The following is a 23147-nucleotide window of genomic DNA, read 5'->3' on the forward strand; positions in this document are numbered from 1 at the left end:
GCCCGCTTCTTCAGCGGGCGTCTCGAACCATGAGCGTGGGGCCATCCTTCGAGACGCGGCCAAGAGGCCGCTCCTCAGGATGAGGTCAGTGTGTTTGGCGCACCCTTACTGACACGCCTCGCATTCGGGGTTGTCGATCGAGCATGCCATCGCGACATTCAGCTCCGGCGCCGTGACGGAGGACTGAACGAGGATCGGCGCACCTGCTGTCTTCGCCGCAGCGACTGTTGCTGACACGGCATTGAGCTTCCCGTCGGTGCCCTTCAGCGTCGACTTCTCCACATGCGTCGCGCTGCGCGAGCGCAGGTAGTAGGTCGTCTTCAATCCCAGCGTCCAGGCCAGGCGATAGAGCTGGTCGAGCTTCTTGCCTGAGGGATTGGCGATATAGAGATTGAGCGACTGCGCCTGATCGATCCATTTCTGCCGGCGCGAGGCCGCCTCGATCAGCCACGCGCTGTCGATCTCGAACGAGGTCGCATACAGCGCCTTGAGATCGTCAGGTACGCGGTCGATCGATCCGACGCTGCCATCGAAATATTTGAGGTCGGAGACCATCACCTCGTCCCACAGGCCCCTCTTTTTCAGATCGCGCACAAGGAAGGCGTTCACCACCGTGAAATCGCCTGACATGTTCGATTTGACATAGAGGTTCTGATAGGCCGGCTCGATCGACTGCGCGACGCCGCAAATATTGGAGATCGTCGCTGTCGGCGCAATCGCCATCACGTTGGAATTGCGCATGCCGGTGGACTTCACGCGGTCACGCAGGCCGTTCCAGTCGAGCGTGGTCGAGCGATCCATCTGCACGCCGCCGCGTGCCTCCGCAAGTATCTCGATGGAGTCGATCGGCAGGATGCCGCGGCTCCACAGCGATCCCTCAAAGGACGGATAGCGGCCGCGCTCGGCGGCGAGATCCACCGATGCCGAGATGGAATGGAAGGCAATCGCTTCCATGCTGGTGTCGGCAAACGCCACGGCCGCATTCGACGCCATCGCGATACCCTGCACCTGCAGTGCATCCTGAAAGCCCATCAGACCCAGACCCACCGGACGATGCTTGAGGTTCGAGCGGCGCGCTTCCGGGATGGTGTAGAAATTGATGTCGATGACATTGTCGAGCATCCGCATCGCCGTGGTCACGGTGCGCTTGAGCTGCGCGTGGTCGAGACCATCCTTGCCGATATGATTGAGCAGGTTGACCGATCCGAGATTGCAGACGGCGACTTCGTCGTCCGACGTATTCAGCGTGATTTCCGTGCAGAGATTCGACGAGTGGATGACGCCGGCATGCTGCTGCGGCGAGCGCAGGTTGCAGGGATCCTTGAAGGTGATCCAGGGATGGCCGGTCTCGAACACCATGGTCAGCATGCGGCGCCACAAGTCAGTTGCGCGCACTTTCTTGAACACGCGGATCTCGCCGCGCGCAGCCTTCTCCTCATAGGCCGCGTAGCGTTCGGCAAACGGCTTGCCATAGAGGTCGTGCAACTCGGGCGTCTCGTCCGGCGAGAACAGCGTCCATTCGCCATCGGCCTCGACGCGCTGCATGAACAGATCCGGCACCCAGTTGGCGGTGTTCATATCGTGCGTGCGGCGGCGATCGTCGCCGGTGTTCTTGCGGAGATCGAGAAACTCCTCGATGTCGATGTGCCAGGTTTCCAAGTAAGCGCAGACCGCGCCCTTGCGCTTGCCGCCCTGGTTGACGGCGATGGCCGTATCGTTGGCAACCTTCAGGAACGGCACAACGCCCTGGCTCTCGCCATTGGTGCCCTTGATATGCGCGCCGAGACCGCGCACGCGAGTCCAGTCATTGCCGAGACCACCGGAATATTTCGCCAGCAGTGCGTTGTCCTTCACCGACTTGAAGATGCCGTCGAGATCGTCGGCCACCGTCGTGAGGAAGCAGGACGACAGCTGCGGCCGCAGCGTGCCGGAATTGAACAGCGTCGGCGTCGAGGCCATGAAGTCGAACGACGACAGCAGGTTGTAGAATTCGATGGCGCGGGCTTCGCGGTCGATCTCGCGCAGCGCGAGGCCCATGGCAACGCGCATGAAGAAGGCCTGCGGCAGTTCGATGCGATTGCCCTGCACATGCAGGAAGTAGCGGTCATAGAGCGTTTGCAGGCCCAGGAACTGGAACTGAAGGTCCCCTTCCGGCTTCAGCGCGGCAGCGATTCGCTTCAGGTCGAAGCGCGCGAGTTCGGGATCGAGCAGCTCGGCCGCAATGCCGGTCTTGATATAAGCGCCGAAATATTCGGCGTAGCGCGTGGTCATGTCGGCCTGCGACGCGTGGGTCGGGCTGCCATGAACGAAGGAAAGGACTTCCGTGCGCAGTTTGTCGAGCAGCAGGCGGGCGCTGACAAAGGTGTAGTCCGGCTCCTGCTCCACCAGCGTGCGCGCGGCCATGATGCCGGCCAGTGCCAGCTCATCCAGCGTGATGCCGTCATAGAGATTGCGTCGGGTTTCCTCGAGCACCGGGGCGGCATCGACGCCGTCAAGGCCGGCGCAGGCCTCGTTGACGATCAGCGCGAGACGCGCCGAATCGAGCGGGGCGCGGGTGCCGTTGGCGAGCGTGACATGCAGCACCGGTGCGGTGGAGACGAGCGCCGGCTTCGCCGCCAGTTCCTCCGCGCGGGTGCGAGCGCGCTCCTCGCGGTACAGCACATAGGCGCGCGCCACCTTGTGGTGCTCGCTGCGCATCAGCGCCAGCTCGACCTGATCCTGGACGTCCTCGATATGGAAGGTGCGGCCTTCACCGACGCGGCGAGTCAGCGCCGCCACGACTTCGCCGGTCAGCTGTTCCACCGCCTCATGGACGCGGCGCGAGGCCGCTGCCGTGTGGCCCTCGACGGCCAGAAAGGCCTTGGTCATGGCCACGGAAATCTTGCTGCCGTCGAAGGGAGATACGGTGCCGTTGCGCCGGATGATCTGCATCGAGGGTTCGCGCGCAGGCGCAGCGAGCGTTTCCGGCGACAGTTGAATCAGCGGCGCATGAGCCGCATCGCGTCCGTTGGACAAAGCGGAAGAGGAAGTAGGCATCGGCAAGACCCCGTGTGATGCATCAAGCAATGGGGGCTGGGGCCGAAAGGACGCTGCAAAATACACGGCGGAGATCCGCCGGCATTGCCTGCAAGCGACCGCTGGGACACCCCGCCCATGGACGTTCTGGTGTCGCGGCAGGTCTCCTGGCTCGCAGGTCAATGTCTGTTTCAGCCTTCCCGATGCTTGCGCATCAGTGACTTCAATCGAAACAGACTCACTGCTTACAGTTGCGGGGGCAGCGCCGGAATATGACGCAAAACAGCGTCTTTACCGGCTTCCCTCTTAGCCACCAAGTCTTGCGACCAGGCGGACCGTGACATCTACATTTGGTGTGACCCGCGGTGAAGTGTCAAGCGAGCATTGGCGCCGAACGCAACAAATTCGGTAGGGCTGTTGGTTCAGTGGACAACCGCTTGTGTGGCGGAAACCGCGGGATCGTTGGCGGTTTCTGCACGATGCGATTCGTTGTCCGAAAGGACCGTGAGGCGCAGAAGAGCCACATCAATCGATGGAGGATGCCGTGCGGAACCTGGCAACGAGCACTGAGAGAACCGAGTTCAACGCTTTCGTGGAGCACGCAGGCGCGCTCACGGCGTTCGAGACACCGGAGCAGATCGCCCGGCGCCGACTCGACGAGATGCTGAACGAAGCGCTGATGGACAGCTTTCCTGCGAGCGATCCGATTTCTTCGCTGCAACTCGCCTGAGCAGAATCAGACCGCGCGAAAGCTGGCCCGATACTGGCTGGGTGTCAGACCCAGCCGCCGCACGAAGACCTGACGCATATGTTCGGCGGTGGTGAAACCGGATTCATAAGCCACTACCTTCAGCGGCAGATCGCTGCCTTCGAGGCGGTTGCGTGCCGTGTCGATCCGGGCGCCCTCCACAAAATCTGCCGGCGTCATTTTGGTCTCGAGCTTGAACACCCGCGCGAAGGTGCGCGCGCTCATGCCCGCCACATCGGCCAGTTCATCCACGCTGTGTGCGTCACGCAGATGCGCCATCACATGGGCATGGACTCGCGCGATCGGCGAGTCCGGCTCGGCCGGCGGTACCAGATACGGACTGAATTGCGACTGGCCACCCTGGCGCTGCGCCACCACGACCAGACGCTTGGCCACAGCCAACGCAACGTCCGCGCCATGATCTTCCTGGACCAGTGCGAGACCGAGATCGATCCCTGCGGTGACGCCGGCCGACGTCACCAGCGCGCCGTCACGACTATAGATGCGATCGAACTCCACATGCGCTTTGGGGAAACGCACCGCCAATAGCGGCGCATTCTGCCAGTGCGTCGTCACCGTCTTTCCGTCGAGCAGGCCTGCATGGCCGAGCGCGAATGCCCCGGTGCACACCGAACCATAACGCCCCGCCTGGAGCGCCGCATTGGCCAGCCACTCTGTAAGCTGCGGGTCGGCCTCGGCCGTCGGCAGCCCAGGCCCGCCGGCCACCAGCACCAGATCCCAGGGCTTGTTCGCATTACTGAACGCCAGATCGGCGGATATCCGCAAACCGTTCGATGCACGCTGCGGCGCGCAGTCTGCAGCGACAAGTGTGATGTCGTAGCCGTCGCCCGGCGCAACGAAGCCATTGGCTTCCATGAACACATCGAGCGGACCGGCCACATCCAGCGACTGGACGCCGGGGAATATCGCGAGGGCAACGCTCTTCATGGTGAGGCTTCATTCCAACGGCGAGGACGGGCCCAAGTCATTCTGAATAGATAGTCGTCTTGCGGCAGGAAATCACGGGCGAATGGCAGCTTTGCAGGGTGCGGCGCGATTGCGAGGACACAGCCCCCGGACGACAACGGATGCATCATAGCGACAGTGCAAGGAGCATCCCATGAGCAAGACCATCGCCGGCATCAAAGTCCCCGACAGCGCCCTCGCCCGCCAGGTCGATCAACTGGTGCGCGATACCGAAAGCGATCTTCTGTATCATCATTCCAATCGGGTTTTCCTGTTCGGCGCGCTCGCCGGACAGCGCAAGGGTCTCAAGGTCGATTCCGAGTTACTTTATGTCGGCGCGATGTTTCACGACATGGGCCTGCAGGCGCCTTATGCGAGCAAGGATGAACGTTTCGAAGTCGATGGTGCAAATGCTGCCGCGGACTTTCTGCGCAGCCACAGGATCGATGAGCGCGACATCGACGATGTCTGGGACGCCATCGCGCTTCACACGACACCCGGCATTCCCAAGCACAAACGGCCTGTCGTCGCGCTGGTGACCGCAGGCGTCGAGATGGACGTCCTGGGTCTGGACTACGATGCCTTCACCGAACATCAGCGCCAAGAAGTGTGCACGTGCCATCCGCGCGGCCATGACTTCAAGAACGGGATCATCGATGCGTTCGCTGCAGGGACGATCCACAAGCCGGAGACCACCTTCGGCAACGTCAAGGCCGACGTGCTCGACCTCCGCGACCCCACCTACAAGCGCGCGAATTTCTGCAGCATCATCCTGAACTCGGCGTGGAGCGAATAGACTCCCGGACGCGCATGGCGATCAACGCTGCCACCAGCAGCGTTGCGCCAAAACCTGTGGGGGCGCCGAGGAACGGATAGGCGATCAGGAGCACAGCAGCAAGGCCGAGGACCGGCAGTTCGTGGCTGCGAAAGCCTTCGGCGAGACCGATACGGGCGATGAAGCCGATGGCAATCGCAAGCACCATCACGTCGTACAGGAAAAGGTAGGGCGTCGTGAGCAAGGCGCCGACTGCCAGCGCAGCGGCTTTTAGTTCATAGCGCACGTTGCTGCGCCACAACGACACCAGCACGATCACAACAGCGCCGATCATGATCCACTGGAATGTCCAGGCCAGCGGCTCGCTACCGTCGAAATAGCGCACCAGTGCGAAGATGCTCTGCATCTTGCCCCATGGCGCGCGGCCTTCGGTGAGGAAGGCCTGCGAGAACATCGGCATCCAGTGAAAAAACGCCTGCCAGCTCTCGGTGCCGAAAGCGAGCCACGACACCGCGGCCAGCAGCACGGTGGTGATACCTGCGCTGACAAACGCCTTCCATTGTGACGCCGCGATCAACATCAGCGGAAACAGAAATCCGTATTGCGGCTTGTAGCTGAGCAGGCCCAGACAGATCCCCGACAGGATCGGCCGGGTCGGCAGCAGCACCAGCATCCCGCCGATCAGCGCCGCTGTCAGAAATCCGTTCTGCCCGACAAGGCCGTTGGTCATCACCACCGGAAAAGCCGCAGCCAATAAAAGGCCAAAGGGACGACCGACGATCGCACGCATCGCCGCCAGATACGGCACGAAGCTGACTGCAGCCCAGCCGGCAAAGGCCACGGCATAAGGCAGCTTTGCGAGCAGTGCCGCGATGAACAGGAACGGCGGCGGATAGTGCCAGGCGAAATTGCCGGGATAGGTCTGACCGAGAACAGCGATCTGGACCTTTTTCTGGATGTCCCAGTCATAGGCCCAGGCCGGATGACCATCGAGCACCAATCGCCCGGCAGACCACACATTGACGAAATCGGTGGGCGAGCCGAGGCCGTCTTCATAGATCCAGCCGCGACCGTAGAAGGTCGGGAAGAAGGCGAGATGCAACATCGCCAGGATGATGCAGACAATCAGCAGCGCCGGCGGAATTGGGCCACGCTCGGGTGTCGAAGTCATGGTGAGCGGCGCTGGCATAGGGTCCCCAATGCGCATCAAGGGCGCCGGGCGACAGTGCCGAGGGAAGTTTGAGGAAGGTTTAAGTGGGACGTGGTCCCCAGATCGAGCCTCGCTCCATTTGAGCTACAGATAACAAAAAACGCGGCCTTTCGGCCGCGTTTTGCATATTTGCGTGTGAACGACTTTACGCCTGCGGCTGCGGCTCCAGGCCACCGTCCGGACGCGGGCGCGGCTTGCCAGCGGGCGGCACAGCCGAAGTGCGCGGACCCGACGGCTCCAGCACCGACTCGCGGTTCGGCTTCTTGCCGTTCAGCAAATCCGTGATCTCGTCGCCCGAGAGGGTTTCGAATTCGAGCAAGCCCTTGGCCAGCGTTTCGAGGTCATCGCGCTTCTCGGTGAGGATCTTGGTCGCTTCGTCATAGCCTTCGGCGACCAGACGCTTCACTTCGGAGTCGATCTTCTGCGCCGTGGATTCCGAGACCGCCTGGGTGCGGTTCATCTGCATGCCGAGGAAGACTTCGTCGTTGTTCTCGCCGTACGACACCGTACCGAGTTCTTCCGACAGGCCCCAGCGCGTCACCATCATGCGAGCCAGCCGCGTGGCCTGCTCGATATCGGAGGACGCACCCGAGGTGACCTTGTTGCGGCCGAAGATCAATTCTTCAGCAACGCGGCCACCCATCATGATGGCGAGGCGCGAGGTCATCTGCTCCAGGGACATCGACATCTTGTCGCGTTCCGGCAGCTGCATGACCATGCCGAGCGCACGGCCGCGCGGAATGATAGTCGCCTTGTGGATCGGGTCGGTGGCGACGACGTTGAGGCCGACGATGGCGTGGCCGCCCTCGTGATAGGCCGTCAGCATCTTCTCTTCCTCGGACATCACCAGCGACTTGCGCTCGGCGCCCATCATCACCTTATCCTTGGCCTCTTCGAACTCGCTCTGCGTCACCATGCGCTTGTTACGGCGCGCGGCAGTCAGTGCGGCCTCGTTGACGAGATTCATCAGGTCCGCGCCGGAGAAACCGGGCGTGCCGCGTGCGATGGTCTTGAGGTTGATATCCGGCGCCAGCGGCACCTTGCGGACATGGACCTTGAGGATCTGCTCGCGACCGACGACGTCCGGATTCGGTACCACGACCTGACGGTCGAAACGGCCGGGACGCAGCAGCGCGGGATCCAGCACGTCCGGACGGTTGGTGGCGGCGATCAGGATCACGCCTTCATTGGCCTCGAAGCCGTCCATCTCGACCAGCAACTGGTTGAGGGTCTGTTCGCGCTCGTCATTGCCGCCGCCGAGACCGGCGCCACGATGACGACCGACGGCGTCGATTTCGTCGATGAAGATGATGCAGGGCGCATTCTTCTTGGCCTGCTCGAACATGTCACGCACACGGGATGCGCCGACGCCGACGAACATTTCGACGAAGTCCGAACCCGAAATGGTGAAGAACGGCACATTGGCTTCGCCCGCGACCGCACGCGCGATCAGCGTCTTACCGGTGCCGGGAGGGCCAACCAGCAGCACGCCGCGCGGGATACGTCCGCCGAGGCGCTGATACTTGCCGGGGTCGCGCAGGAATTCGACGATTTCCTGCAGGTCCTGCTTGGCCTCATCGACACCGGCGACGTCCTCGAAGGTGACGCGGCCATGCGCTTCCGTCAGCATCTTGGCGCGCGACTTGCCGAAGCCCATCGCCTTGCCGGCGCCGCCCTGCATCTGGCGCGACAGGAAGATCCACACGCCGATCAGCGCGATGAACGGCAGCCATGAGACGAGCAGCGACACGAACCACGGCACGTTGTCGCCCGGAGCCTTGGCGGTGATCGAGACCTTGGCGTCATAGAGACGCTTGATCAGGGTCGGGTCGCTCGGGGCATAGGTCTGGAAGCTGGAGCCGTTGGTGAAGGTGCCGTGAATCTCGGGACCCTGGATTACGACATCGCGGACGTGATTTTGATCAACTTCGGTGAGGAGCTGCGAGAACGAAATGTCCTGCGAGGCGGTGCGCTGACCAGGATTCTGGAAAAGCGTGAACAGCGCCAGCAGCAACAAAACGATAATGACCCAGAGGGCAAAATTGCGCAGGTTCGCGTTCATCGATCTTCCTTCGTCGCCGCGCGAAATCGCGGCCTTATTCCCTTGTGGGTCGCCACAAGGGTTCACCCTGGGTCGGTCCGATACAATCTAGGTGCGACCGAGGGCGCTGCCAAGGGAACTGGGATGGACTATTTAACGCATCTACGCGCATTTCCGGTTCAAATAATGGCAGTGCTGACAGGGTTTTCCCACGGTGGTTAAGGTACTGTGGGGCCACAGGTAGGTCTTTGCACTCAATCGGCGCGGCGACGCCTGGGCGGCGCCGGAACGATTCTCAGGCGGTCCTGCGTCAGCGTGATCATGGCACCGGCGAGCGTCTGCTTCAGCAGAGTACCTTTCCCGCCCGATCGCGCGGCCTGAACGATGGCGAATACAAGCGTTTCGACCTTGCCGAGCTCGGCCGGCCCTTCGTGCCCGACCTGATCGATCATCCGCAGCAACAACCGAACGCGAATTTCCTCCGCGAGCCCCGCAAATGCTCGCGCATCGATGGCTTCAGGCACCCTGCCCGGGCTGTGCAGTGCCAGAAACCGCTCTGCCCCGTCGACCATCAGCTCCAGCGCGGCATCGGCACGCCGGAGCCGCGTCGCCAGCCGGGCGAGGTTACGCGAATCGAAGCCCTCGGACGCCAGCGCTGGCATCAGAGCCCGCAGCCGCGGACGGGTGTAGCTCGGATCGGAGTTACTCGGATCGGTCGCGAAGTCGATTTTCGCTTTGGTCAGCGTGGCAACAAGCTGCGCCTTCGCGATGTGCAAAAAGGGACGCGCGAGCTGGATGCCGTCACGCTCGGTTAGTCGCGCCATGCCTGCGAGCCCGGCGATACCGCTGCCCCGCGCCATCCGCATCAGCAGGGTCTCGGCCTGATCGTCGCGGGTATGAGCAGTCAGTACATGGAATGCTCCGACGCTGCGCGCGGCCTTGGCAAGCAGCAGATAGCGCGCATCGCGGGCCGCGGCAGGCAGTCCGGTTTTCGGCTTGGCGCCAGTCCAGCGAAGAGTGCGGTGAGGAATATCGAGAGATGCCGCGAGCCGCTTCACGTCGCGGGCCTCGCGGGCCGCTTCAGGTCGTAAACCATGGTCGATGGTCACGGCAATAAGGTCGGGGCCGCGTTTGAGCGCACGCCGCCAACGCGCGGCGAGCCACATCAGGGCGACGGAATCAGGACCGCCGGACACGGCCAGGACCAATGCTGGTGCGGACGCCCAGTCAGCGAATAGCTGTTTCGCCATCTGGGCCGAAATCGGCGACTGGTCGTCGTCGGACATGCGCGTCGGAACCGGTTGCGACCCGGCTCATCGTCCGGGGCGATCACCTAGCACTTAACGCGTTTTTGCTCGCGGTCCACGCCCTGTTTCACGCCAGCCGAGGCGCGGGGATATTTCCGTGTCACTTCACCGAAGGCGGCACAGGCCGCTTCCTTTTCCTTCAGCGCGGCCAGCGACTGGCCGAGCCGTAGCAACGCATCGGGCGCCTTGGCAGAGGTGTCGTATTTCGTGGTCACGCCCAGGAATGTCTCGGCGGCATCGCGATATTTCTGGCGCTGGAAGAAGCTCTCGCCGAGCCAATACTGCGAATCCGCAATCATTGGATCACCGGGATATTTCTGGGCGAAGTTGCGCATGGTCTCTTCGGCCAGCGCGTAATCACGACGCTGCATATAGCCGATGCCGAGATCGAACTCGTCCTTCGGGGTCGCGCCCGGCGGTAAGGTCGTCAGTGCTGGCGCTGCTCCGGCCGGGGTGGCATTACCCAGCGGGAGCGGCTCGCCGGCTCCACGACCGCCCTGTACACCGACCGGTGCGTTTGCGGGCATAGGCTGCTGCCCGCCACCCAGCGCGCGCGGCACGCCCGGCGCATTGGGGTTTGCATTGGGATCGAACGCATCGTTGCGACGGCCAGCGCGAGGAGCTGGCGCGGGATCCTGAGCAATTGGTGCAGGTGCCGCGATCTGCGGCTGTTGCTGATTGTAACCGGGCTGCGGTGCCTGCTGCACCGGGGCGGCAGCGATATTGGGCCGGCCGCCGGCAGCACCGGGAGGCGCACCGGCCGGGGCGCCGCCGGCCTGCAGCTGCCGAAGCTGATCCTCGAGCTGGCGGTTACGGAACTGCAGCTCCTCGTTCTGGCCGGTGAGCTGCCGCAGCTGGTTCTGCAACCGCTCGATCTGCAAGCCCTGATCGGCATCGTCGTCGCCCGACTGCTGGCCGTAGCCCTGCTGACGGGGAGCCGGTTGACCGAACAACTGCGCCCAAACCGGCGAAGCCGTGACGAGCAGCATGGAGACGAGTGCGGCGCCGGCGAGCGAATGAGATCTGGATGACATTTGAGCCTGAAAATGACCGGTTTCGCGCCCCATTGGCGCGCATCACGATGAGGATTTCACTACGCCAAAAATGTGACTTTCGACAGCGACAAAGGCGCCCGTTGAAAACAAAAACGGCGCCTGCCCCGGGGGCAGACGCCGTTTTGTTTGATATCAGACGTCGCTTACGCGCCGGCGTTCAGCACGGTGACCGCACGGCGGTTCTGCGACCAGCACGAGATGTCGTTACACACCGCGACCGGACGTTCCTTGCCGTAAGAGATGGTGCGCATCCGGCTGGCATCGATCCCGCGCGAGGCCAGGAAGGTGCGAACCGACTGGGCACGGCGGGCGCCGAGGGCAATGTTGTATTCGCGGGTGCCGCGCTCGTCCGCATGACCTTCGATGGTGAAGGAATAGCGGTTGTACTGCTGCAGCCACTGCGCCTGCTTGTCCAGGGTCGCGATCGCCTGCGGCGACAGTTCGGTCTGATCGCTCTCGAAGAACACGCGATCGCCGACATTGACGACGAAGTCCTGCTGGCTGCCCGGCGTGGCGGCATTGGCCATCGCGCCATCGGCACCCAAACCGTTCTTGTTGGCGCAGGCGCCCATCGACAGCGCCACGGCCAGCACTGCAGCCAGTTTTAATCCCTGGAGGATACGCATCTGATGCTTCATTCCCGGAGCCTCCACGCTCACGCTTTACCCAACTGTCATTCGGTCTACAGGGCGTTGGTTAAGCGAACGTTCCGTCAACCTTGATGAGGTGTTGCCAAAACCGATCAAAAGCCACAGGCCGCGAAAAAGCAACGACGTGGTTAATGGTTGGCAAATGTGGCGCGACGGTGAAGGTTCTGAGAAAGCAGCTGGTTTTAGGCAGAATCCTGCGGCGGGACTGCTGGGATAGTCAGCAATGGCCAGCGATGGGACCGTCGCCCCCCTCACCCTCAGGTGCGGGGCAACATCGCGGCCTGGGCGATATGGAACTCGGATGAATGAAGATCCGGCGCCAGGGGCTCGCTCTTGCGCTCGAACAGAGCCCGCTGCTCGAAGAGACTGGAGCGGAAATGCGGGTAGCGCATAAAAATGCGTTCGCGCACCGCGGCGTAGTCGGCCGCCATCAGGCATAACGGCTTGGTCAGCGTCGGATAGGGCCGCGGCTCGCACATCGGCGTCTGCAGAAAAACCTTGCGATAGAATGCGCGATGCTCGGCGCGCACGGTCGCCGTCCCGATATCGGCTTTGAAATAGCCGCAGGCTACATAGCCCAGCCGAACCGTCATATAGGGCAGTTCAGGAAACTTGGTGCGGTTGTTCGGGTCGGCCACGAAGCGGTTCGGGTCGACGATGATCTTCCCCTTGTCCAGCTCGGGACGCAGCAAGTCCCCGAATGCATCGACGGCAGGCGTTTCCGGATTGTCCGGCGTCGCTACGCTAACGCGCAGCGAACTGGCGAGCTCGCCATCAACGAATATCCCGAAAGTCCATGAATTCGGCAAATCGTCGAAACGGTCGGCGAGACGGCGATCCGCGCGAGGCTCGATGGCTCCCTCATGGAGATAGGCTCTATAGCGCAGGCTATAGATCGCCTCTTTCTCAGCTTCGGTTTCGGCAAGACGGTAGTCAACCCGGTCGAGAATATCGCTGCGCTTCGAAGCTTCAGTCGCTTGATCGGCCGAAGCCATCATTCCGTCTCCTACGCACCAACGCCATGACTACGCGAGTAAGGAAAGGTTAAAGCTTTCTTAAAAGTTGTCAAAGGTTCTGCCACAATGTGGTTAACCCTTTTGGCCTATTCGGCGCGCGAAACGAATGGAAATGGAAATTCGAGAGTGTGGCCCGCGGCTGGTCAGGCCGGTGCGCGCGTGGCCTCGACATTGGCGCCGGGCTCGATCACGCGACGTCCGTGGGATGCGTCCAGGAGCTGCCTGATCCGGGTCGCAGGCACCGGGCGGCTGAACAGATAGCCCTGCGCCTCGCTGATCGTGCCATCGGCACTGATCAGCTCGAGTTGCTCGTTGGTCTCGATGCCTTCGACGACAACCGTCATTCCCAGATCGGCACTGAGGCGCGCAACGCCGCGCAGCAGCGTCAACGGACGGTCCGTATCGATCCCTTCGAGGAATGAGCGATCGATCTTCACCTTCTGCAGCGGGAAATTGTGCAGATAGCTCAGGCTCGAATAGCCGGTACCGAAATCGTCGAGCGAAATCCGACAACCTGCTGCGTGAAGCTGCGCGAGGGCATCGTGGGTCCACTGCGTATTACGCAGCAGCGACGATTCGGTGATCTCGATCTCGAGACGACGCGCCGGCAGCCCGGACACATCGAGGGCGTAGCGTACCTCGCTCAACACATCGCGCTGATGAAACTGCTGCGACGAGAAGTTGACGGCGACGCTGACCGCGTCCGGCCACTTCATGCATTCGATACAGGCCTTGCGCAAAATCCAGCGGCCAAGATCGACGATCAGGCCCATGTCTTCTGCGACGGGAATGATATCGACCGGCGAAACAGTGCCGCGGACAGGATGATTCCAGCGCAGCAGCGCTTCGCAGGTCGAGATGCGTCCCGACTTCAGATTGACCAGCGGCTGGTAGTAAATCTCGAATTCTTCATTGGCGAGCGCCTGGCGCAGATCCAGTTCGAGCACGCGGCGCGCCTCGACCGTCTGGGCCATCTCGTCGCGGAAGAAGCAGAAGGTGCCACGGCCGGAGGCCTTCGCACGATACAACGCCATATCGGCGTTCTTCAAAAGGTTGTCGGCGCTGACGTCGGGTTCCGTCAAGGCGATGCCGACGCTGGCGCCGATCTCGACCTGATGATTGTCGACCTCGTAGCGCTCACTGAGCCGTTCGACGATGCGACGCGCCAGATCGGCTGCATCATGATTTGTCTTGATGGCACGTTGGAACACGACAAATTCGTCACCGCCGAAACGAGCCACGAAGTCATCCGCGCGCAACATTTCGCGCAGCCGATCGGCGACCATGCACAACAGCTGATCACCGCATGGATGACCAAGCGTATCGTTGACCTGCTTGAACTGATCGAGATCGACGAACAGCAGGGCCGACAGCGTGGATTGGTCCGAGCTCTTCAGCATGCGGCCGATTTCGTTCCGGAAACTGACCCGGTTCGGCAGCCCCGTCAATTCGTCGAAACGCGCCATGTGGCTGATACGCGCTTCGGAATTGCGGCGCTCGGTAATATCTTCAAGCAGAACGACCGTGCCGCCGCCGACCATCGGCTGAAACTTCCACGACAATGCACGTTCACTCTCGTGGGCATGATCAAGGGTCGTGATTTCGGCTGCCTTCGAGCTTTCAATCTCGGTGATGATGGTCATCGCGCTGGCCGATGACACTGTCCCTGCATTGACGCAGAGCGAGACGACTTCGCGAGCAGTCACGCCGCGCTGCACGAGATCCTCTGAAATCTCCATCATCGCGGTAAAGCGATTGTTGAGCACCGCCAACCGACCATCGGCGCCGAACATGCACAGGCCGTTGGGCATATTGTTCAGCGCCGTATCGAACTGGCCGGCGATGGAGCCGACCCGCTCGGTGGCCAGCAGCGCTTTGACGTAGACGTCATGCAGACGAAGCGTGATCCGGCGCAGGCCGACAAAGAACAGGACGTTCAGAAACGCAAAGCCGATATAGTAGAAGTCACCGTGGATAATCAGCGCCAGCGCCATCGGACCGCACGCCAGCAGCACCTGCAACTGCGCGATCTTCGGACGGCCATAGGTTCGGCCGGCACCGGCCGCGATATAGGCGACGGTGACTGCCGTACCCAGCATATGCGCGACCGGATCATCGCTGCCGAGCAGAACGACCCAGCACCACAGGCCCAACGCGGCTGCATAGAGCGAGCCGCCAACCATGTAATTGAATTCCCAGCGGATCGCCTCGTCAGGCGTCAGCGCGGTCTCGCGCTTTTCATAGCGGCTAAGCTGAAGGGCCCGCAAAGCGCCAATGACGATGATCAGGGCGGCGCATGGCCACAGCAAAGGGTTGCCGGTCTTCACCGCAGTCATGACTGCGCCGGTCCCGGCGCAGACCGCACCGGCCAGCATCGGAATCGGGTTTTCGAACAAGGAATCGACGAGCGCCGTGTAGATCGACGGCGACATCGATTTGCTGTTCGTCCGGTTGTGGTCGGCGAGCTGCATCGGGCGTAAATGCGTCCTGTTCAGGCGCACATTGGTACCGGGTCCTGATGAAGTCTTTCTGAGGGAACATCGTTAGCGAACTGTTTACGCATTCGCATAAACAGCAAATCTGCTCGTGATTTCAGCGCGGTGGGCAAAGTTTGCCGGGAATAGCCGGTAATCCGCCCGTCGTCGCCAATCGTTTGTTTACGATAGTAATGGCGACCAGGCCGGGTCGGACGCGAAGCCGGGGGTCGGGACCTTGAGCTCGTTGCGGCCGGACACGTCGACCGTAAACAGTGACGGGCCCCCGCCCGTATCGCGGAAGAACATGATCACGCGACCGTTCGGCGCGAAGGTCGGACCCTCATTATGATAGCCCGACGTCAGCAGCCGCTCACCGGAGCCATCGGGCTTCATGATGCCGATCGAGAACTGCCCGCCGCCCTGCTTGGTGAAGGCGATATAGTCGCCGCGCGGCGACCAGACCGGGGTCGAATAGCTGCCTTCGCCGAACGAGATGCGCTGGGCACCGCCGCCGGTGGCCGCCATCGTATAGATCTGCGGTTTGCCGCCGCGATCGGATTCGAAACAAATCCGTGCCCCGTCCGGCGAATAGGACGGCGAGGTATCGATCGCCGGCGTATCAGTCAGGCGCGTCGTCGACTTCGACCGCAGATCCATGACGAACAGGTTCGAATTGCCGCCCTGCTGCAGGCTCATGATGACACGCTGGCCATCCGGCGAGAAACGCGGCGAGAACGACATGCCCGGGAAGTTGCCGACAACCTCACGCTGGCCTGTCTCGATATTGAAGAGATAGACCTTGGGATCACCCTGGCCGAATTCCATATAAGTGATCTCTTGCGTCGACGGCGAGAAACGCGGCGTCAGCACCAGATCCGCCCCGCGCGTCAGGTAGCGCACATTGGCACCGTCCTGATCCATCAGGGCCAATCGCTTGACGCGGCGCTCCTTGGAGCCCGTTTCGTCAACGAAGACCACGCGGCTATCGAAATAGCCTTTCTCGCCGGTCAGGCGCTCATAGATCTGGTCGGAAATGATGTGGGCGATACGACGCCAGTATTCCGGCGAGGTGAAATATTGCTGGCCAGCCAATTGCTGACCGGTGGCGACGTCCCACAGCCGGAATTCGGCCTTCAGGCGACCATCGCCCTGTCGGGTCATGCGGCCAGTGACCAGCGCCTGCGCATTGACGGTCTTCCAGTTCACGAAGTTCGGCGGCGCGTCGATATTGATGGCCTTCTCGACGAAGGCGGCCGGATCGATCGGCGCGAACAGGCCGCTGCGCTTCAGATTGTTGGTGATGACCTGGGAGACGCCGACGCTGACTTCGTTATCCGCACCGGTGCCGGCGGAGAAGTTCGGGATCGCGATCGGCAGCGGCGCGACATTGCCTTCCGTGATCTGCACGCGCGCCTGCCCGAAGGCGGTTCGCGCACTGGTGCCCATCAGCAGACCTGTCGCCGCCATTCCTGTGATGATCTGTCGGCGACTTGGGCGAAACAACATCGGGGGCAATCCATTCTTGTCGGTCATTATTGCGGGCTTTGCTCGGTATTCGTGATCGTCACCAGGAGTGACGTGCTCATGACCGTCGTTCGGTGAAAACGGGTTCGAAAAACTTCCACTCGTCAAAAAACGCCGTAGGCAGTTTATACGGCGCGCATTCGATGATCGCACGCAGTGCGCTCTCCTGATAGACGCGGAAATACGGCGTCGATGGATTGCTGATGGCAACCGGCGTCGTTTCCAACGACCCATCACGCCTCAGCTTGACGCTGAAAATCGACTCGGTCATCTGCGCTTCGATGCCGCCATAGGGCTTCTTCCAGCAGCGCTCGACCTGCGACTTGAACATTGCGCCCCAAGTGGCGACGTTGTTGCTCGCATTGCCTTTCGCCAAACCCAGAGCCTCGTTCGGATTGAGGTCGGACCCCGTCACCGAATTCCGGGTCGGATCGCGCTTATCGATCAGCGCCGCGATCTTTGACTGATCGAACACGCGCTCGGCCTTCTTGGCCTCTGCTGCCTTGGCCTGTGCTTCGGCCTTGGCTTTCGCTTCGGCGTCAGCCTTGGCTTTGGCCTCAGCCTTCGCTTTGGCTTCTGCTTTAGCCTTGGCTTGCGCTTCGGCCTTCGCCTTGGCTTCTGCCTGCGCCTTGGCGTCAGCCTCGGCCTTCGCTTCAGCCTCTGCCTTGGCGTCGGCAACCGCCGCCGCTTTGGCTTCTGCCTCTGCCTTGGCATCGGCCGCGGCTTTCGCTGCAGCCTCGGCTTTTGCCGCAGCCTCCGCCTTCGCCGCTTCGGCCGCCGCTTTCTCGTCAGTTTTCGGCTGTTCCTTCGGCGCCGTCTCGGTGATCACCGGCGGCTTCTTGTCGTCGATCTTGCCGACGGTATCCTCGACCGGCGGCTTGGCCTCGGCAACCTTCTCTACCTTCGGCTTCGGATTTTCCTTCTTGCCGGTCTTTTGACCGACCATGGACTGGCTTTCGACGCTGATGTCGACCCCGACGGAATCCTCCGGCATCACTTCCAATGCCTTGGAAGAGAACGTGAGAAGTCCCCACCCGATCACGATGACGTGCAGGGCTACCGATGCGATGAGTGTCTTGTCGACCTTCACGATCAGATTTCCAATCCTGCTCCTGCCCAGATCAACCGGCTGTTCCACGAGCTTACGTCCCCTGCTCCGGCAGGATCACGATATTGGCCTTGAATCCGGCAGAGCGAACAGTGCCGAGCAATTTCATCATGTCCGTGTAACAGACGTCCTTGTCACCACGGAGAAACACGGTGTTGTCTGTTTCCGAACGCGTCGCCCGGATCGCCTTGATCTTGGCGTCGAGCTCACTCACCGGCACCAGGGCGTCGCCGACATACATTTCGACCGCCGAATTACAGCCACCGCCGGTGCGCTTCACCGACACGGTGAGCGGCGGAGCATTCTGCGATATCGACTTGCCGCCGCTCGCGATCGGCAGGTCGATATCGATGGTCGAGGTCATCAGCGGCGCCGACACCATGAAGATGATCATCAACACGAGCATGACGTCGACCATCGGGGTGACGTTGATCTCGGCCATGACGGCAGCACGCCGGCGCCCGCGCCGACCTCCGCCACCACCGCCCGAGCCCATATTCATCCCCATGACAGGGTGCTCACTTCAAGGTTCAATTCGTCACCCATCAGACGCGCTCGTCGATCTGGCGCGACAGGATCGCTGAAAACTCGTCGGCAAACCCCTCCAGGCGCTGGGCCTGTTTGTTCACTTCTGACGTGAATTTGTTGTAGAAAATAGTCGCCGGGATGGCGGCGATAAGGCCGATGGCCGTGGCAAACAGCGCTTCCGCGATGCCTGGTGCGACCACCGCCAGCGATGTGTTCTTGGACGCCGCGATCGCCTGGAAGCTCGACATGATGCCCCAGACGGTGCCGAACAGACCGACGAAGGGGCCGGCCGAACCGACCGTTGCCAGCACCAGAAGCCGGCGCTCGAGCCGCTCAACCTCGCGGGCGATGGAGACGTTCATCACCTTGTCGATGCGCATCTGCAGACCGGTGAAGGAGCGCGCCTGGCTTTCGAAAGACCGCTTCCACTCGCGCATCGCCGCGACGAAACACGCCGCCATCGACTGCGTCGGCTTGGCGGACAGCGCGCGGTACAGATCCTCGATGGACTCGCCGGACCAGAAGGCCTGCTCGAACCGGTCCATCGCGCGGCGTGTGCGCGCATACAGGAACATCTTGTCGATCGCGATCGCCCAGACCCACACCGAACAGCCCAGCAGTCCCAGCATGACCGCTTTCACGATCCAGTGGGCCTGCAGGAACAGCGCGATCAGCGAAACGTCGGATGAAGCCAGCGGCAGGGCTGACTGCGCCACATCGGCCGGATTCATGAACGGTATCCTCTCAACGCAAAAATCCTCAATTTGCCAGCGACTTGCTCATCGCTGGTGCCGCGGCCACGCATCGCGCGCGGCGCGGAACGCCAGTGCAATGTTCTTGTTGTGTCGCATGGAGGGCTTGTCCGAAGCCGAGCCCTAAATTCCCTGCCAACATGTCAAAACAAGGGCTTGCACGCGTTTCTGCGGCTTTTAACAGACGCCAGTCATGGTTAATGCAGAGTTACCAAAGCGTGTTTTGGCCGAGAAATGAAGCGGTATTCGCTTGTTCGTGAAGGGCCCGTGACAAAGCAAAACCGCCCGCCTGAATGATCAGACGGGCGGCGATGTCGGCATCGGGCGAAGGGGGCGCTACCGCCTGACGCCTATCAGTTTCGGGCTGTTAGCCCTGCGGCTGATTGTTATCCGATGGCGGGGTCGGCTTTGGTCGGTGCTGCGCCATGAACTGGTCGAACTCTTCCTTGTCCTTGGCGTGACGCAGACGATCGAGGAAGTTCTTGAATTCGTGCTGTTCTTCCTCGAGGCGGCGCAGGGTTTCGACGCGATATTCGTCGAAGGCGCGGTTGCCCGAGGTCGGCGGGCCGAAGCCGAAGCCCGACCCGAAGCCTGAGCGCTCCATGCGGTTGCGCATGCGCTCCATCTTGTACTGCATTCGCTCCATCTTGTTCTCGAAACGGCCGTGACGATCCCAGCAACCCATTTTTCTGCTCCCGAGTGTGAAGAAGAGAAGTGCGAGGCCAACCGGCCACCAGATGATAAAACCGAGCACGATCAATACGATGTGCCATGGTGAGCGCATCTGGTAGGACACCCGATCATCGGCGGGTGGACCCCATCGATTGTAATCTGCAGCGTTGGCCATTTTCCTCTCCATCAGCGGCACCATGCCGCTTGTGAATGTAAATAACATTTACATACGTAGCTCACGGCCAGATTTTGTCAAGGCGACCGCAAGGGGAGCGCCGCGAATTATTTTGGGGCGGTTCCCCAAGGACCCGATTTGGGCGCTGTAGATGTGTCGGACTTGTGGACGTTTTGGTCGGTTGGAAAGCCCAGTCCGCGCAAATAAATCAGCGCGCCGGCCTCCAGCAGGTCGTCCGGCGACATCGGCAGCTTGCGCCGCGCGGCATCGCCGCGGCCGAACAGCGAGGCCACGCCATGCGCCAGCGACCAGATATGCAGCGCCATCATCATCGCCGGTGGACGCGTCACACCGGGCGGCGTCAAGGCGGCCAAACGTTCTGCCGCCGCACGGATGACACCGAAGGCGCGTTCTCCCGCCGCGGCGAGTTCAGGACTGGAATCTACGGGGATTCCGGATTCAAACATCGCCGAATAGAAGGCCGGTTCAGTGCGGGCGAAGTTCAAATACGCCTTGCCGATCCGCTCGAAAGCCGTGACCGTATTCGGACGGCCATCATCCCACGCCGCCGTCAGCACCAGCTCGAACTGCTCGAAGCCACGCTGCGCGATGCTGGCGAGAAGATCGTCGCGATCGCGGAAATGGCGATAGGGCGCGGCCGCGCTGACGCCGGCCGTGCGCGCGGCATCGGCGAAGGTGAAGCCCGCAGGCCCCTTCTCCGCAATCAGCCCCAGCGCTGCCTGCAGCAGGGCCTCTTTCAGATTTCCGTGGTGATAACCGCGCTCGCCGCGGCTGTCTTTGCGCCAGCTCATGTGAAGGGCTTTAACATGAGCCGGGCCAAAAGGTCACACCAAAACGGTGTGACCGGCGCAAATTCCCTCAACAAATCAACGCCCGCCGCATGCGGAAATCCTGCGGCAGGCATGCGGCCGTGTTGCGACACGACCGTTTCATGCCCGTCGCAGTGATTTTGCCTCAGCCGAGCCGCTTTGCGGTGGTCTGCATCACCTCGAATCCTGAGGCGACGGCCTGCACGTCCTCCGGATAATCGGCCATTTCCTGCACCTGGCGGACCTCGATCACCTCGTTGGGCGTCGCCGGGCAGCGACTGGCCCAGGCGATGGCCTCGTCGCGCGAGGCGACGTCGATCATCCAGTAGCCGCCGAGCACTTCTTTGGATTCCGCGAACGGCCCATCGGTCACCACCGGCTTGCCGGATGGAAAGGACACCCGCGCGCCCATCGACGGCGGGTGCAATCCGTCGCAGGTGATCAGCACACCGGCATCCATCAGCGCCTTGTTATAGGCCATCATCGCGGCGACGCGCTCGACATCCTCCGGCACGGTGCCCGGCGCCGCAGTCTCATAGCCGCTGGGGATCATCAGCATCATGAATCGCATGGACATTATCCTCGTTGATCTCGTCGCTTATTTCTTGGCGGCTTGCGCGCGCAGGCGCTCTTCCTTCTCGCGCAATTCGGGTGTGAGGGCGTCACCGAAATCCTCGGCCGCAAACACCTGACGGATCTCGATCTCGTCGCCGGCCGCAAACGGCGCGCGCTTCATCCACGCGATCGCCTCGTCCTTCGAGGCGACGTCGATCAGCCAGAAGCCCGCTATCAGATCGCGCGTCACATCGAACGGCCCCTGCTTCACCACTGGCTCACTGCCGGTAAAGGTGATGCGCGCGCCTTTCGACGTCGGGTGCAGCCCCTCGCCGGCCTGCATCACGCCGGCATTGCACATCTCCTCATTGAACTTGCCCATCGCGGTCAGCAGTTCCGTCGTCGGCATCACGCCGGCTTCGGTGTCCTTGTTCGCATGCACGATCACCATGAAACGCATCGGTCTCTCTCCGTTGGAAGGTTCGACTGCAAGGATGACGAAGCAGCTTTTGCCAGTCCGACATGACCGGTGAAATTATTTCAGACGTCATGACCAATAGATTTTTTCCTTCAACCATGGTCAGCGGCAATCCCGCTGCGAAATTGGGCTATGCTGCTGCCCAATCGGCCTGGTCCAGGCTTCTACAATTACCGGATCACAACTGGCCGCCCGTGTGGCTCTCCCGGAAACGCAATCATCGCTCAACAGCATTTCGAATGATCGACTAGCGCGACGCCCGATCATCTTTCAGCGCATCTGCGAATTCGGTCACGATTGCCTTTATCAGGCGGCCGCTGAATCTATCCTTTTGCCACAGCGCCGTCATCTCGACAGGAGATGGCTCCCACCCCGTCAGGACGCGAACAAGCGCACCGGATGTCAGTGCGGCTTCAACCAAAAAGAATGGCAGGTTGGCAATCCCGAGGCCCGCAATTGCTGCGTCCACCAATATCGTCTGCCGGTTGATCGCAAAGCCGATTTTGGGATGGACAGTTGCAGTCACGCCTTTGTCGTTTCGCAGGTCCCATTCGACCAGATCGCGACGGATCGCAAGCGCGGGAATTTCCCTGAGGTCCTGCGGCTCGTTCAAACTGGAGTGCGCCGATAAAAAGTCCGGGCTGGCGACCAGCACTCTCGGCAAGGTGGCAATTCTCCTGAAGACCAGTTCGGAGTCCGCGACCGGCCCCATCCGAACCACCAAGTCATATCCTTCCTCAATCAGCGACACTCTGCGATCGGCAAGCGTTATCTCAATCGTGACATCGGGATGTCTGACTCCGAACCGGATCAACGCAGGCGCAAGCACTGCAGTGGCGATATCGGGCGGCAAGGAAAGACGAATGTTGCCCGACAGGGCTGCGCGCTCGTCCTGAACCTCGGCTACGGCCTCTTCAGCGAGCGAGAAGGCCGCACGGCTTCGTTCGAAAAGTTGCTGCCCCTGCTCTGTGAGCACGACGCCCTTTTTCGTCCGCCGGACGAGTCGGACGTTCAAGGTATTTTCCAGCACCGACAGTCGCCGGGACAGCGTCGCTTTCGGAATGCCCGTCGCACGCTCGGCCGCCGCGAGCCCTCCCGCCTGGACGATGCGGGTGAATAGCGCAAGGCCGTCGAAATCTCCGAAGATTGTCATGTTCCATTTATGAAACATGATGAGGTCATTTTTCAAGTCTGCCGCAGGCTTTGTTTCATTTCTACCCTTATGGGCGAGCAATGACGCTCTTTGAGCCAAACGAGGTCAGATC

Annotated in this window: 20 protein-coding genes and 1 riboswitch; of the genes, 2 read left to right on the top strand and 18 right to left on the bottom strand. The window is 61.6% G+C overall.

Annotated features, from left to right (window positions below; genetic code table 11):
- Positions 1 to 105: 105 nt before the first annotated feature.
- Entirely contained in the window at positions 106 to 3036 is a 2931-nt protein-coding gene (locus BLW80_RS20475) for a ribonucleoside-diphosphate reductase subunit alpha (RefSeq protein ID WP_093759397.1), read from the bottom strand.
- A 119-nt stretch (positions 3037 to 3155) separates the two neighbouring features.
- Positions 3156 to 3370: riboswitch (cobalamin riboswitch) on the bottom strand.
- Between the two features lie 177 nt (positions 3371 to 3547).
- Between BLW80_RS20475 and BLW80_RS20480 the strand changes: the two genes are divergently transcribed.
- On the top strand, positions 3548 to 3745 hold the full coding sequence (locus BLW80_RS20480; RefSeq protein WP_093759398.1) for a hypothetical protein: 198 nt from the start codon (positions 3548 to 3550) through the stop codon (positions 3743 to 3745).
- Positions 3746 to 3751: 6 nt separating this feature from the next.
- Here BLW80_RS20480 and BLW80_RS20485 read toward each other — a convergent pair whose 3' ends face one another.
- Positions 3752 to 4711 (bottom strand): GlxA family transcriptional regulator, encoded by a 960-nt coding sequence (locus tag BLW80_RS20485; RefSeq protein ID WP_093759399.1) that lies wholly within the window; start codon positions 4709 to 4711, stop codon positions 3752 to 3754.
- 172 nt (positions 4712 to 4883) lie between these two features.
- On the opposite strand from BLW80_RS20485, the gene BLW80_RS20490 reads away from it, so the two are divergent.
- A complete protein-coding gene (locus BLW80_RS20490) occupies positions 4884 to 5525 on the top strand; it encodes an HD domain-containing protein (RefSeq protein WP_093759400.1) in 642 nt (213 codons plus the stop codon).
- On the opposite strand, the gene BLW80_RS20495 is transcribed toward BLW80_RS20490, so the two are convergent.
- The 16 genes from BLW80_RS20495 to BLW80_RS20570 all read right to left on the bottom strand — a co-directional run bounded on the left by BLW80_RS20495 (position 5497) and on the right by BLW80_RS20570 (position 23116).
- Entirely contained in the window at positions 5497 to 6693 is a 1197-nt protein-coding gene (locus tag BLW80_RS20495) for a glycosyltransferase family 87 protein (RefSeq protein WP_170849746.1), read from the bottom strand. The genes BLW80_RS20490 and BLW80_RS20495 overlap by 29 nt on opposite strands.
- Before the next feature lie 166 nt (positions 6694 to 6859).
- Positions 6860 to 8776 (bottom strand): ATP-dependent zinc metalloprotease FtsH, encoded by a 1917-nt coding sequence (gene ftsH, locus BLW80_RS20500; protein ID WP_093759402.1) that lies wholly within the window; start codon positions 8774 to 8776, stop codon positions 6860 to 6862.
- A gap of 233 nt (positions 8777 to 9009) precedes the next feature.
- The gene (gene tilS / locus BLW80_RS20505) at positions 9010 to 10041 is read right to left on the bottom strand and encodes a tRNA lysidine(34) synthetase TilS (protein WP_093759403.1); all 1032 of its coding nucleotides are present in this window, start codon (positions 10039 to 10041) and stop codon (positions 9010 to 9012) included.
- Between the two features lie 47 nt (positions 10042 to 10088).
- The gene (gene ybgF / locus BLW80_RS20510) at positions 10089 to 11096 is read right to left on the bottom strand and encodes a tol-pal system protein YbgF (protein ID WP_093760003.1); all 1008 of its coding nucleotides are present in this window, start codon (positions 11094 to 11096) and stop codon (positions 10089 to 10091) included.
- Positions 11097 to 11260: 164 nt separating this feature from the next.
- A complete protein-coding gene (gene pal / locus BLW80_RS20515; RefSeq protein WP_068733555.1) occupies positions 11261 to 11755 on the bottom strand; it encodes a peptidoglycan-associated lipoprotein Pal in 495 nt (164 codons plus the stop codon).
- A 269-nt stretch (positions 11756 to 12024) separates the two neighbouring features.
- Positions 12025 to 12765: an N-acyl amino acid synthase FeeM domain-containing protein gene (locus BLW80_RS20520; protein WP_439057254.1), complete on the bottom strand. Its 741-nt coding sequence runs from the start codon at positions 12763 to 12765 to the stop codon at positions 12025 to 12027.
- Between the two features lie 161 nt (positions 12766 to 12926).
- A complete protein-coding gene (locus BLW80_RS20525; protein ID WP_089261975.1) occupies positions 12927 to 15254 on the bottom strand; it encodes a putative bifunctional diguanylate cyclase/phosphodiesterase in 2328 nt (775 codons plus the stop codon).
- Positions 15255 to 15440: 186 nt separating this feature from the next.
- A complete protein-coding gene (gene tolB, locus BLW80_RS20530; RefSeq protein ID WP_093760005.1) occupies positions 15441 to 16766 on the bottom strand; it encodes a Tol-Pal system beta propeller repeat protein TolB in 1326 nt (441 codons plus the stop codon).
- A 76-nt stretch (positions 16767 to 16842) separates the two neighbouring features.
- On the bottom strand, positions 16843 to 17880 hold the full coding sequence (tolA, locus tag BLW80_RS20535; protein WP_502688626.1) for a cell envelope integrity protein TolA: 1038 nt from the start codon (positions 17878 to 17880) through the stop codon (positions 16843 to 16845).
- Positions 17881 to 17926: 46 nt separating this feature from the next.
- Positions 17927 to 18400 carry a biopolymer transporter ExbD gene (locus tag BLW80_RS20540; RefSeq protein ID WP_093759405.1) on the bottom strand — a complete coding sequence of 158 codons (474 nt, stop codon included), beginning with the start codon at positions 18398 to 18400 and terminating at the stop codon, positions 17927 to 17929.
- A 37-nt stretch (positions 18401 to 18437) separates the two neighbouring features.
- Positions 18438 to 19151 (bottom strand): protein TolQ, encoded by a 714-nt coding sequence (tolQ, locus tag BLW80_RS20545; protein WP_089261977.1) that lies wholly within the window; start codon positions 19149 to 19151, stop codon positions 18438 to 18440.
- Between the two features lie 388 nt (positions 19152 to 19539).
- Complete coding sequence (locus BLW80_RS20550) at positions 19540 to 20019, bottom strand: DUF2852 domain-containing protein (RefSeq protein ID WP_093760009.1); 480 nt, start codon at positions 20017 to 20019, stop codon at positions 19540 to 19542.
- A 107-nt stretch (positions 20020 to 20126) separates the two neighbouring features.
- Positions 20127 to 20831 (bottom strand): TetR/AcrR family transcriptional regulator, encoded by a 705-nt coding sequence (locus BLW80_RS20555; RefSeq protein WP_093759406.1) that lies wholly within the window; start codon positions 20829 to 20831, stop codon positions 20127 to 20129.
- A 163-nt stretch (positions 20832 to 20994) separates the two neighbouring features.
- Positions 20995 to 21420: a YciI family protein gene (locus BLW80_RS20560; RefSeq protein WP_093760011.1), complete on the bottom strand. Its 426-nt coding sequence runs from the start codon at positions 21418 to 21420 to the stop codon at positions 20995 to 20997.
- Between the two features lie 27 nt (positions 21421 to 21447).
- Positions 21448 to 21864, bottom strand: coding sequence for a YciI family protein (locus tag BLW80_RS20565; protein ID WP_093759407.1), 417 nt, complete (start codon positions 21862 to 21864; stop codon positions 21448 to 21450).
- 265 nt (positions 21865 to 22129) lie between these two features.
- Positions 22130 to 23116, bottom strand: coding sequence for a LysR family transcriptional regulator (locus BLW80_RS20570; RefSeq protein ID WP_244528360.1), 987 nt, complete (start codon positions 23114 to 23116; stop codon positions 22130 to 22132).
- Positions 23117 to 23147 lie beyond the last annotated feature (31 nt).

Source organism: Tardiphaga sp. OK245 (assembly GCF_900108575.1).
GTDB lineage: Bacteria > Pseudomonadota > Alphaproteobacteria > Rhizobiales > Xanthobacteraceae > Tardiphaga > Tardiphaga robiniae.